The organism is Treponema lecithinolyticum ATCC 700332, from assembly GCA_000468055.1.
GTDB lineage: Bacteria > Spirochaetota > Spirochaetia > Treponematales > Treponemataceae > Treponema_C > Treponema_C lecithinolyticum.
The window spans coordinates 214,965-227,490 of the sequence record KI260554.1; the positions used below are offsets into that span (position 1 = coordinate 214,965).

The 12,526-nt window shown below is 46.2% G+C and carries 10 protein-coding genes and 1 tRNA gene; 6 read left to right on the forward strand and 5 right to left on the reverse strand.

What is annotated here, in order from left to right; all coding sequences use genetic code 11:
- Positions 1-14: 14 nt before the first annotated feature.
- Positions 15-1,538: a xylulokinase gene (gene xylB, locus HMPREF9193_RS01620; RefSeq protein ID WP_021686299.1), complete on the forward strand. Its 1,524-nt coding sequence runs from the start codon at positions 15-17 to the stop codon at positions 1,536-1,538.
- 26 nt (positions 1,539-1,564) lie between these two features.
- On the forward strand, positions 1,565-2,905 hold the full coding sequence (xylA, locus tag HMPREF9193_RS01625; protein ID WP_021686300.1) for a xylose isomerase: 1,341 nt from the start codon (positions 1,565-1,567) through the stop codon (positions 2,903-2,905).
- On the opposite strand, the gene HMPREF9193_RS01630 is transcribed toward xylA, so the two are convergent.
- The 3 genes from HMPREF9193_RS01630 to HMPREF9193_RS01640 form a co-directional block, all read right to left on the reverse strand.
- Entirely contained in the window at positions 2,902-3,432 is a 531-nt protein-coding gene (locus HMPREF9193_RS01630; protein ID WP_051305967.1) for a hypothetical protein, read from the reverse strand. The genes xylA and HMPREF9193_RS01630 overlap by 4 nt on opposite strands.
- Positions 3,433-3,547: 115 nt before the next feature.
- Entirely contained in the window at positions 3,548-4,495 is a 948-nt protein-coding gene (locus HMPREF9193_RS01635) for an alpha-hydroxy-acid oxidizing protein (protein WP_084604336.1), read from the reverse strand.
- 40 nt (positions 4,496-4,535) lie between these two features.
- The gene (locus tag HMPREF9193_RS01640; protein WP_021686303.1) at positions 4,536-5,621 is read right to left on the reverse strand and encodes a 6-phosphofructokinase; all 1,086 of its coding nucleotides are present in this window, start codon (positions 5,619-5,621) and stop codon (positions 4,536-4,538) included.
- Between the two features lie 140 nt (positions 5,622-5,761).
- Here HMPREF9193_RS01640 and HMPREF9193_RS01645 point away from each other — a divergent pair, with 140 nt between their 5' ends.
- Positions 5,762-7,120 carry an ATP-dependent 6-phosphofructokinase gene (locus tag HMPREF9193_RS01645; protein ID WP_040847310.1) on the forward strand — a complete coding sequence of 453 codons (1,359 nt, stop codon included), beginning with the start codon at positions 5,762-5,764 and terminating at the stop codon, positions 7,118-7,120.
- 78 nt (positions 7,121-7,198) lie between these two features.
- Positions 7,199-7,600, forward strand: a complete 402-nt coding sequence (locus HMPREF9193_RS01650) for a cytidine deaminase (RefSeq protein ID WP_021686305.1) — start codon at positions 7,199-7,201, stop codon at positions 7,598-7,600.
- 54 nt (positions 7,601-7,654) lie between these two features.
- On the opposite strand, the gene HMPREF9193_RS01655 is transcribed toward HMPREF9193_RS01650, so the two are convergent.
- Positions 7,655-7,726: transfer RNA gene (locus tag HMPREF9193_RS01655), tRNA-Cys, on the reverse strand.
- A gap of 73 nt (positions 7,727-7,799) precedes the next feature.
- On the opposite strand from HMPREF9193_RS01655, the gene HMPREF9193_RS01660 reads away from it, so the two are divergent.
- Both HMPREF9193_RS01660 and HMPREF9193_RS01665 read left to right on the forward strand, forming a co-directional pair.
- Positions 7,800-9,530, forward strand: coding sequence for a glycoside hydrolase family 3 protein (locus tag HMPREF9193_RS01660; protein WP_051305976.1), 1,731 nt, complete (start codon positions 7,800-7,802; stop codon positions 9,528-9,530).
- 12 nt (positions 9,531-9,542) lie between these two features.
- Positions 9,543-10,580: a GNAT family N-acetyltransferase gene (locus HMPREF9193_RS01665; protein WP_021686307.1), complete on the forward strand. Its 1,038-nt coding sequence runs from the start codon at positions 9,543-9,545 to the stop codon at positions 10,578-10,580.
- A gap of 16 nt (positions 10,581-10,596) precedes the next feature.
- On the opposite strand, the gene HMPREF9193_RS01670 is transcribed toward HMPREF9193_RS01665, so the two are convergent.
- Positions 10,597-12,525 carry a flavocytochrome c gene (locus tag HMPREF9193_RS01670; protein ID WP_021686308.1) on the reverse strand — a complete coding sequence of 643 codons (1,929 nt, stop codon included), beginning with the start codon at positions 12,523-12,525 and terminating at the stop codon, positions 10,597-10,599.
- Position 12,526 lies beyond the last annotated feature (1 nt).

The window sequence follows — 12,526 nt, forward strand, 5'->3', positions numbered from 1 at the left end:
AGGGAAAATCAATTATGGGTATTGCAAAAAGAAAAAAAACGCCGCATACTTTAACTATGAAACTGACTGCCGGTATTGATTTAGGTACGCAAAGTTTAAAAGTTGTTTTATACGATTATGAAAACAAAAAAATAGCTGCACAAACTTCGTGCGCTTTGGATTTAATATGCGCCGAAGATGGAACGCGCGAACAAAAAACACAATGGTACGATCAAGCGCTCAAAAAATGTTTTAACGATATACCGAGTTCTTTACGCTCGGCAATATGCGCGCTCGGGGTATCCGGTCAACAGCACGGGTTTGTTGCACTCGATAAAAACGGCAAGTCCTTATACAACGTAAAACTGTGGAATGATACGTCAACCGCCGAAGAGTGCCGCCTTATTACCGAAAGCTGCGGTTCGCAAGATAAAGTTATCGCTTTGTGCGGTAATTTAATGCTTCCCGGTTTTACCGCTCCTAAAATCTTATGGCTTAAACGGCACAAAAGCGAAGCATGGAAAAAACTGCAGTATATTATGCTTCCGCACGATTATATCAATTATGTGCTGACCGGAAACTACGTTATGGAGTACGGGGATGCATCCGGAACGGCGCTGCTTGATCCGGTGCAAAGAAAATGGTCTAAAAAGATGTGTTCCGTTATAGATGAAAATCTGTTAGCGCTTTTGCCGCCGCTTATTGAAGCGGACAGCTGTGCAGGGCACGTGTCGCACAAAGCTGCAGCCGAGTTCGGTCTTCCGGAAGGTATTCCCGTTGCTTCAGGCGGCGGCGATAATATGATGGGCGCAGTCGGTACCGGATGCGTAAACGACGGCTTTTTAACGATGAGCCTCGGAACTTCCGGAACGCTGTACGGGTATTCGGATAAAAGTATTGCCGATCCTAAAAACGGCATATCCGGTTTTTGTTCGTCTACCGGAGGTTGGCTTCCGCTTTTGTGCACAATGAATTGTACCGTTGCAACCGAACGCATCCGCTCTTTGTTCGCTTTGGAAGTAAAAGAATTCGATAAGCTTGCTTCGCAAGCTCCGGCAGGCAGTGCCGGCGTTATCGTGCTGCCGTTTTTTAACGGCGAGCGGACTCCCAATTTACCCAACGGAAAAGCAAGTATAAGCGGGTTAACGGCGGCAAACGCGCAAAGGGAAAATATATGCCGCGCTGCAATGGAAAGCGCCGTTTTTGCAATGAAAGGCGGATTAAATGCGTTTAAAGCCATGGGTTTTAAACCCAAAGAAATCCGTCTTATCGGCGGCGGAGCCAAAAGCCCGCTGTGGCGCAGGATTGCAGCCGATGTTTTAAACGTACCGATAAAAATACCGGTGCAAACCGAAGCGGCTGCGCTCGGAGCTGCAATACAAGCGCTGTGGTGCCTTAAAGGCGGCACGCAAGCACAGCTTAAAAAACTGTGCGCCGATCATGTGATGTTACACGAAGCGGAAGCGGTCGTTCCCGATAAAAAAAATGTTCAAGCCTACGAGCGCTCGTATGCGGCATATTGTGAGCTTTTGCAAACGGTAGTGCCGCTGTATGTATAGATAACATAAGAAAATAAGGAGTTTTTATGTCTTTTTTTAAGGGATCCAAAGAATACTTTCCCGGCATAGGAAAAATTGAATTTGAAGGTGCAAAATCCAAAAATCCTTTGGCTTTTAAATATTACGATGAAAACAAAGTGATTTTAGGAAAAACCATGAAAGAGCACTTGCGTTTTGCTATCGCGTACTGGCATTCTTTTTGCGCGTCAGGAGAAGATCCGTTCGGCGCGGGAACTGTCAAATTCCCATGGAACTGCTGTTCAGATCCGATGACAAACGCTGAAAACAAAGCGGACGCGGCTTTTGAATTTATTACCAAAATCGGCGCTCCGTACTATTGCTGGCACGATAGAGACATCAGTCCGGAGGGAAACACTCCTATTGAAAGCGAAAATAATTTAATTAAAATTACCGACGGTTTAAAAGAGCGGCAAAAAGAAACCGGCGTAAAGTTGTTGTGGGGAACGGCAAACGTATTCAGCAATCCGCGCTATATGAACGGGGCTGCTACGAACCCTCAGTTTGAAATCGTTGCAGAAGCTGCGGCTCAAGTTAAATGCGCAATAGATGCCACCATTAAATTGGGCGGTCAAGGTTATACCTTTTGGGGCGGCCGCGAAGGTTATATGTCGCTTTTAAATACTGACATGAAAGCCGAAAAAGAACATTTGGCACGCTTTTTAATCGCTGCGCGCGATTACGCACGGAAACAAGGATTTACCGGCTGTTTTTACATAGAACCCAAACCTATGGAACCCACTAAACATCAATACGATTTTGATGCCGAAACCGTGATGGGATTTTTACAAGCTTACGGCTTGGAAAAAGATTTTAAACTGAACATAGAAGCAAATCACGCAGAGCTTGCAGGACACGATTTTTACCACGAATTAAGCGTGTGTGTCGATCGGGGAATGCTCGGTTCCATAGACGCAAACCGGGGCGACAGCCGCAACGGCTGGGATACCGATCAATTCCCGAACAGTGTGTACGAAACAACTTTGGCTATGAGTGCCGTGCTGCGTATGGGCGGCTTTAAAACGGGCGGCTTAAACTTTGATGCAAAAAGACGGCGCAATTCAACTGCCCCGCAAGATTTGTTTATAGCCCATATCGGCGGCATGGATATGTTTGCTCTTGGTCTTGAAAAAGCGGCAGCACTCATACAGGACGGACGCTTTGCTTCTTTGCTTAAAGAACGTTACGCTTCGTTTGAAAAAGGCGACGGTTTGGAATTTGCTCAAGGCCGCATGGATTTTGAAAAACTGGCGTCTCTTGCAAAACCCTACGATCAATTAAGCGTACAGTCCGGACGTCAGGAATTATACGAAAATATTTTGAACGAAGTGATTTTTTCCGGTTTTTAATAATTCGCTAAAAAGCACATGCCGAGCAGGATGTACAGCCTGCCGGCGCTTTCGTGCTTCGGCGTTTTTGCGGGAACATTTTGTAAAAATTGCCAAAACACACCGAAATCAGGGTCTATGCGCATGGCATATTCGGCAAAATCTTCTTTTTTTGATTGCTGACCGAATAAAAGATATACTGTGTCGTGCAAAAGGCGCATAAAGTTTTCGTATACATGCGCATATTCGGCTTTTTCCAATGCGGCACATACGCCGTTCAGCTGAAACAGTATTTGTTCTTTTAAAGTTTCGTCGGATTTTTCAACCCATGTTTTTTGTACCAATAAAGTTAAATTATTGTAAAAGCTGGTAATAAGTTTTTTTTCGGCTTGATTGCGTTGTTCGGATGCGGTACCTGAAAGCAGCGAAAACAAAGCGGTGCAGGAAAATACATCCGCTATAACGGCGGCCGCCTTTTTTATATCATTTTCGCCGTGACGTGAAAGCTGTTCCATTGCGCGTGCGGTTTCAGCGTTAAGTATGTGCAAACAATCCCCCCATATGTTAAGACTGCCTTTTTATGCCGGTTTTGTCAAGGGTATAGGGGTATAGCCGATTGTAGCTATTGTATGCAGCCGATTATATGCTGTTGAAAAAAACAGACTAAACGGTAAGAAAGGCGGCGCTGTCAGCGCTTAAAGGGAGCGTTTGAGAGCCTTCGTGCGGCGAATACAGATTTTTGACGGCGCTTTCCACTCCCTTTGCCCCTGCGCTGCACAAAGCAGTTATAAAGGGTCTTCCGACCATAACTTGTGCAACTCCCCATGCGCCAGCGGCTTGTATGTCGCGCAATTTGCGTATGCCCCCGTCAACCCACAGTTCTTTACATTGATTTTTCAGCACTACACCGTATTCGGCTAAAAATTCCGCCGTGCTTCCTATGCGGTTTTCGACCCTGCCGCCGTGGTTTGAGATAACAACGATATCGGGCTTTACTTGTTTTACCAAATCGACGTCTTGCGCCGTAAAGATACCTTTTAGTGCAAAGGGAATGTGAACTCTGCGTTTTAGTTCAATAAGTTTTGCCGCCGTCTTTTTTTCCAACTGAACAAGGCGTCGCATAGTAAGAATGTTGTATGAATCGATGTCGATGCCTATTATTTCGGCAACCGAATAGCTCCATTCAAGCCGTTCGAATATGCGCTCATTGGGGTAGGGTTTAATAAACACTGCAGCTTGCGCCATCGGGTTGGTCAGCTGCCGTTTTTGCACGGCGCGGATTCCCGATTGTAATTTAATATCGGGATAGCCGTCGCCGATCGAAAGTTTAACGCCGGCTTTGTCGGCGGCTTCTATCATATCAAAATAAAAACTTTGTTCGGTTGTGTATCCGATGTTTTCGACGGCTCCGGTTATGGGAGCGAGGCGCACCGACGGCAGCGGTGCATCGGATAAGGCAAAGGGGCCGTTTGTATTTAAATTGTCCCACGCGGCGCAGTTTAGCTGAAAATTGATGTTGTTGGAAAATCCGCCCATGCCGGGAAGTTCTCCGGTGCAGCCGAAGCCGTCACATTGAGCGCAAAAACGGCATTTGAACGAATGTGTGCACATAATGTTATTATCGGAAAAAACCGTTTTTCTGTAAAGGTTTTTATTCGCCGAAGCATGTACCGGCGTCTTTTCCGCACAAAAGCACGCTGTCGTTTAACGGTACATTTTTTATTTTGCCGGCAACTTTTTTTAGTGCAACGGATGAGGTTTTGCCGTTTACCAAGCATACCATTTTACCGAATTCGCCGCGCGCCATCATGTGAGCGGCTTCAACGCCGAATTGAGTTGCTAAAATTCTGTCGTAAGGCGAAGGTGTGCCGCCGCGCTGTAAGTAGCCAAGCACGGTTACGCGTGATTCCAAACCCGTTGCCTGTTCCAATTCTCCTGCTATGCGGTAGGCAATGGAATAGGGCATAGCACGGCGCGCTTGTTTAAAAGCTTTTTTATCCAACGCCGCCTCATTTTCGGATAAGGCCCCCTCTGCAACAACAACGATGGAAAAAGCTTTGCCTTGTTCTTTTCGTTTTTGCAAATGTTCGGCAACCGCTTCTATGTGATACGGAATTTCGGGAATAAGGATAACGTCTCCGCCTCCGGCAACTCCTGCATACAGAGCGAGCCAACCGGCTTTGTGTCCCATCACTTCGATAATCATAATGCGGTTATGGCTGTGTGCGGTAGTGTGCAAGCGGTCTATAGCTTCCGTTGCAACCGTAACGGCAGTGTGAAAACCGAACGTAACATCGGTATGCGCAAGGTCGTTGTCTATGGTTTTGGGAAGTCCTATAACGTTTAAGCCCTCTTCGTATAAAAGAGAGCCGGTTGTATTTGTTCCGTTGCCGCCCAAAACGACTAACGCGTCAAGTCCCAGTTTTGCGTAATTGCGTTTTATGCTTTCCACCGCAGTAAAGCCGGAAACGGGATCTTGTACGGGATTTTTAAAAGGTTTTTCGCGTGAAGTGCCTAAAATGGTACCGCCTTTGGTTAAAATTCCGGAAAAATCGTCCGGCTGCAGTTCTCTAAAATTACCGTTTATGAGTCCGCGGTAACCGTCTTGAATGCCGATAACTTTCATCCCGTAGTTTTCGATGGCGGTTTTAGCAACCCCTCTGATGGCAGCGTTTAATCCGGGAGCATCCCCTCCCGACGTTAAAATGCCAAATGTTTTTACTGCGCTTGGTTTCACGTTTTTATTATAACACAAGAGCTTTGCGTGTAAAGGGGGCTGCTGCAAAGTGTTGCCGCAGGGGTACGGCAGGTTGTATGCGTACTGTTGCTTTTTTTTTCGATACGCACTACCATAGCAAAACAGGAGTTTTGCAGAATATGGAAGGTTTATTTGATTTTTCTATCGATAGGTTGGGACAATGTAAAATCCCCTCTCCCATTACGCTTTCAAAAGTGCACGGCGACTTTATTGCAAATTATGTGCAGGACGATGAATTTGTCCGTTACAATGTGGACATTTACGACGATGTATTGAAAAAACAAGCCGAAGCTTATAACAATAATTTAATTCAAAAAGCAGGGCCGCGCGAATATATTTATTTTAATCCGAACCACGTAAACGCCGGGATTCTTACGTGCGGAGGATTGTGTCCGGGGCTGAATGACGTTATCCGTGCGGTAGTGCGTTGTTTGTGGAACCGCTACGGCGTTAAACGTATACGGGGTGTGCGCTTCGGCTTTCAGGGTTTTTTTTCCGACGGCGATTACGGAACTGTTGATTTAAACCCGGATATTGTAGACGATATTCACAAATCGGGCGGTTCTTTTTTAGGAACCAGCCGCGGCGGCGGTAACCGCGTAGGCGAAATCGTTGATGCGGTTGAAGCGCTGAATATGAATATGCTTTTTATTATCGGCGGCGACGGCACTCAGCGCGGCTCTTTGGAAATTGCAAACGAAATAGAAAAACGCGGTTTAAAAGTTGCCGTGGTAGGCGTGCCCAAAACGGTCGATAACGATTTTATTTTTATTCAAAAATCTTTCGGTTTTGATACGGCGGTAGAGCAAGCAACACAAACCGTTGCCGCCGCTCACATGGAAGCGCATTCGCAAATAAACGGCATAGGTCTTATAAAACTTATGGGACGCGAAGCCGGCTTTATTGCAGCATCCACTGCGCTTGCAAGCCACGAAGCAAACTTTTGTCTTATTCCCGAAGTTCCCTTTGACTTGGAAGGTGAGGGAGGTTTTTTGGATGCCCTTGAGCAGCGCATACACAAGCGCCGCCACGCGGTTGTCATTGTAGCCGAAGGTGCCGGTCAAGAGCTCCTTAAAACAAGCGGAGAGCACGATGCGTCGGGAAATAAAAAACTGGGCGATATCGGCGTATTTTTAAAGGATAAAATAACATCGTATTTTGCGGCAAAAAAAATCCCTATAAACTTAAAATACATTGACCCCAGTTATCAAATCCGCTCTTCGAGAACAACTGCAACCGATTCGATTTATTGCGAGCGTTTGGGAAACAACGCCGTGCATGCAGCTATGGCAGGAAATACTAAATTGGTTATCGGCTTGGTACACAATAAATACGTTCATTTACCGATTCGCTTGGTAACCAGCCGCAGAAACACGGTAAACCCCGAAGGTTCTTTGTGGCGCGACGTTATCGATGCAACCGGACAGCCGGTGCTTATGCTTAAAAATAAAGAAGTGTTGTTGGGAAGCGCAAACTAAAAAGAGAGCATAACGGAACACTAAAAACGGGCACGATGCTGCAGTTCCCGAAAATCGTTTGTTTGCCGGAGGTTGGTAATGTTAACTGAAACCGAACTTATTGGGCAAGCGCGCATTGCGCGCGAAAGAGCCTATGTGCCGTATTCCCGTTTTAAAGTCGGCGCCGCATTGGAAACAAAAGACGGAAAGATTTATCTTGGCTGCAATATAGAAAACGCTTCGTACGGTTTAACGAACTGCGCCGAACGGACCGCTTTTTTTGCAGCTTTAGCAGACGGCTATGCGCCCGGTGATTTTACACGGCTTGCGGTTATCGGAGATACGGACGACGTTATTTCTCCCTGCGGTGCATGCCGGCAAGTAATTGCCGAGTTGGGCGGAAAAAGCTTAACTGTTTTATTGGCAAATCTAAAAGGTAAAATTGAAAAAACGAACAGCGTGCATTTATTGCCCTTTGCATTTAGCGCCGACGATATGTAAATATGTAAACAAAAAAAAGAGGTTGAAAACTGCACGTTTCCAACCTCTTTAATAAGGCGCCAATCAGAATCGAACTGATGCATGGCGGTTTTGCAGACCGCTCCCTTACCGCTTGGGTATGGCGCCGATAGCAAATAGTATATCGATTGTACTTTTTTTTGTCTAGTCTTAAACAGTGCTTTTTTGTATAATGGCAAAGATGGAAAGCGGCATATTTGTTCGACGTATAGGAACCCTTGTTTTATTATTTTACACAGTTGTGCTGCAAGCGCTTTCGCCGATACCTGCGGACGAAAAAATTACCTTTTGGAGCGATTACCCCAACGATATTTTAGCTTCCGAAATTTGCCGGCGCATGACGGATGAAGAATTGTTTGCCCAAATTTTAATGTTCGGCTGGGCAGGACAAGAGCCTTCGCCCCTTTTAATTCAATGGGTAACCGAGCGTGAATTGGGAAGCGTTAAAGTGTTCGGCTGGAATACCGACGATATTGTGCTGGTTGCAAAGTCCGTTACACTGCTTCAAAAAAAAGCTCAAAAGGGACGCTTTAGCATACCCTTGTATGTTGCAACAGACCAAGAAGGCGGTTTAATACGCCATGTTAAAGGAAAAACAAGCGATACGCCCGGCAATTTAGCGATAGGAGCTTCGGGTTACCCCTCGGATGCATGGTACAGCGGTTATTATATTGCAAAAGAATTGCGCGCATTGGGCATAAATATGAATTTTGCACCGACAGTTGATTTGTACACAAATCTTGATTCCAGCGTTATCGGAAGCCGCTCTTTCGGTTATGATCCGAACTTCAGCGGCGTTATGGGCGCTTCGTTTGCAGCAGGCTCTATGGCGGCAGGTGTTATTCCCACGGCAAAACATTTTCCCGGGCACGGAGATACGGAAGCCGATTCGCACGGAAAACTGCCGATAATCGATGCGGATTGGGATACGCTTTTGCAGCGCGAATTGATACCATTTGAATATTTAATACGGGAAAAAATACCTGCGGTTATGTCGGGTCATTTGAGTTTTCCGCGCATTATTTCCAAAGGACAGCCGGCATCTCTTTCCCGGTTTTTTTTAACCGATATTTTACGGAACAAACTGGGCTACGAAGGTTTAATTATAACCGACGATATGATGATGAACGGAGCGACCTCTTATACCGGCGCTGTTTCATCGGCGGTAGCATTGGCGGCTGAGGCGGGAAACGATATTATTATTTCTTCCACTACAGCGCAGTGGGATGAACCTTTGTGGCATAACAATATAAAGCGTATGAAAACCGACAGCGATTTTAAAGAAATTGTGCGCAATGCCGCCGAACGGGTAGTGCTGTCTAAATTAAAATATTTTAAAGGAGAAAATCCCGTTCCCCTTTTGCCGGACATCGGCGCAATTGAGCTTTGTGTTCCCGATCCTGAAGCGGAATCTTTTTTTACTTCGCAAGCCGCCCGCGCCGTAACGCTGTACAAAGCCGGAGATTTTCCGTTTACAAGCGAACAAGCGCTGTTGCAAAAGATTTTACTTGCAGGACAATTTCAAGAATTTTTTGATGAAGGTGCACAGCGTTATAAAAATGCACGCTTTTTCTTTTTCGGTTATAATCTTGACAGTGCAAATATACGACAAAAGGGCGCGCAGCTTGCACAATATGCAAAAAATTACGATACGGTTATCGTGTGTGTGGCAAACGAAGCGTCCCGCCGCGTTGCAAAATACCTTGCGCAAAGCGGCAAACGCGTTATTGTCGTTTCTGCGCTTGAACCGGTGCACGTATTTGACTTTGATTGGGCGGATAGCATTGTGCTTGCCTACAGTTATTCGCGCTATTCGTTCCGTGCCGCGTTTGCCGCGCTTGCAGGCGATTACACGCCGCAAGGCTTGCTTCCCTTAAATGTACGCTTGCCGAAAGGCGGCGCGTTACGGTAAAGTGCAAACGTGATGAAAGCGTTTTGCCGGCGCCTGCCTGCTGTTACATTGTTGCAGGCGGCACAAAAAGATTTTGCCGATATCCGACGTTTTTTAATATTACACGAAAAATACTGTACGGCACTAGCTGCGTTTTTTGTCCGTTCGATACCCGAAAACGGCAATACTTTTGTGCTTAAGAGCCGCATGCCTTTTGAAAAACAAACATACCCGAGCCGCCGCACCAAAACCGAAGTTAAAACTAAACCTGAAAAAACAAGGTCCCTTGACGGTGTGCTGTATATTTCGCCGGGCGGAATGTTGTACCACTGTGTGCGCTGTGCCGGCGATAAAAAAATAAAAAAAGAAGCTATGTGTGAACTGCAAAAGCTGTTTACACGTTATAAAATCTCTGGAATGACCGGAGAAAGCGCCGGCTCTCTTTTTTTGGAACGGTGTTTAAAAAGGGTTTTAAAAGCAAAACCGCGACAAATCCGGAACTGTATTCTTATGGCATTCGACGAAGATAAAACGAGCTTAAAAAAAACAGTCGGTGCAGCGCCGTTTGCCCAGTTTTTGTTCAAAAGGTTTCGGCAATTAAAAAAAATAAAATCTTCCGGCGCTGAACCGTCTTTACCGAAAGGCTGTACCGTACAGCGCTGCAGCGTAAAGGATACGGCTGCGTTGTACGCACTGGAGTGCGCGTACTGCAGCGAAGAAGTGCTGCCGCCGTGGATAGCCTTGGATGAGCACAAAACACGTTTGCTTTTAGCCAATAAATTGCGCACAAAACTTGTTTTTGCCGTAAAAAACGAAAACGGTAGGTTTGTTTCTATGGCGGCAGCACAAGCGGCCGGTTTTTATTATGCGCAAGTGGGCGGCGTGTATACGCTTCCCGATGCGCGTAAGCAAGGATGCGCTTCTTTTTTGCTGCATACGCTGTGCCGCGAACTAAAAAGTTGCAGTATAAACCCGGTGCTTTTTGTTCGCCGAGCTAATAAAAAAGCCGCAGTTTTATATAAAAACTGCGGCTTTCGCGCATACGGTTTATACCGTATAGTATACTGTTAAAAACGCCGTCTGCGTTTTATTCTTTAGCGGCGTTTGTTCCTGCGATTCTTCCGAATACGGTTATATCGGCTATGGCATTGCCGCCGAGCCGGTTTGCACCGTGAATGCCGCCGGTAACTTCACCTGCCGCATACAATCCCGGTATCGCATTGTTGTCTTTGTCTAAAACGCGTGCTTGTGTGTCGATTTTTAAGCCGCCCATAGTGTGGTGCACTGTGGGTACCCGCTTTGCAGCATAAAACGGTGCAACACCGAGTTTTTTTCCGTATGTTTTTAAGCCTAAGCGGTCGTTTTCTCCGTCTACAATGCGGTTGTATTCGTCAATCGATTGCTGCAATTTGTCTGCCGGCACTTTCATCAAAGCCGCCAGTTCTGCAACATTGGAAGCTTTTAAAGTTTTTCCCAGCGTTACAAAATTAGCGATAGAAGAATCTCTTTCCGGATAGCGGTTTGCATCTGCGACAATCCACATAGTACCGTCGGGTTGTGCATAAATGGCATTAACCAGTACGTCGCGCCGCGCGTCTTCGGCAACAAAGCGTTCTCCGTTGTTGTTTACAAAAATTCTGTTTAATCCCGAAGTGTGCGGTTGACCCATCATCATTCCCGTTCCGACTTCGCCGTTGGGGTGCAGTTGAATAAAGCCCATATCGATTAACTGTGCTCCGGCTTTTTCACCCATAATGATACCTTCGCCTTGAGCCGCACGGCTTTGATTTGAACAGCCGATTTTTTTGCCTAAATCCGCCCACTGCGAGTTGTATTTTTGGCGCATATCGACGTTTGCTCCGAATCCGCCTGTTGCAATAATAACCGCTTTGCCGGCTTTATACATAACGCTGTAACCGTTCATTTTTGCTTTTACGCCGGTAACTTTACCGTCATTTTTTACCAATTCCAGCGCTTGCGTATTTAAATGAAGGTCTATACCGTCGTTGTTTTGTATGTATTTTACTGCCGGGTAAATAACGGTGCTGCCGTTCGGAAATTCTTTTGTTCCGTAATGGCTGCGCTGCCACAATGCGCCGGTTGCCATTCCCAGCGTATCTCTAAACGAAGCTCCGTTGGAAGCTGTCCATTCAACCGCTTCGGGAGCTTTTTGGGCTAAAATGTCGATTAATGCGGGATTTCCTTTGTAGTCGCCGCCGTTGTACGTTTGCAGCGCGTGGAATTCGGGGCTGTCAAACAGCCATGAATATCCTTTTTGCCGGTGTTCGCCGAATTGTGCACGGACAGCTTTTTGCAGCGATGCTTCATATTCGTCGAAAGGTTCTTTTTTTAGTAAGTTTTCAACGGTTTGCATATTTGCCGCGCTCATTTGCTTTGTTTTTGCACGGACCGGGTCTGCCGCATTAAAAGCACCTGCCGAAAAAATAGTGCTTCCGCCGGGAAAGCCCAGTTTTTCCAAAACGATTACTTTTGCGCCGTTTTGATGAGCCGAAAGAGCAGCGCTTAATCCCGCTCCTCCCGCACCGATTACAATTACGTCGGCTTCGTATTCCGATGCCGACGGTTTTTCCGACTTAACCGCTTTTTTCCAACTGTCGGGTTTTCCGCCGGCATCTTTTATGCACTGTTCAACTGCGCGGATAACCGCTCTTCCGGCAAAAGTTGCACCGGAAACCGTGTCGACCGCTACGGATTGGTTTTTTACAATCCGTTCGGGAACGACATTTAAAACGCTTTGTACACCGACCGATTCAAAATGAGAAACGATATCTACATTTTTAATAGCGCCTTTGGAAAATTCAACCGTAACTTCTATCGGTCCGTTGTGTCCGTTTGCCGAAGATGTATAGGTACCGTCTTGTACTTTGTGTGCGTTGCAAGATAAAAACAGCATAGCACAGCCGAGCATAAATGTTTTGTATAGTATGCGCGCAGCGGACAGCGGCACTTTGCCGTTGTGTTGCATAAATGCTGCCGTTTTTTTGAGTTTAATCATC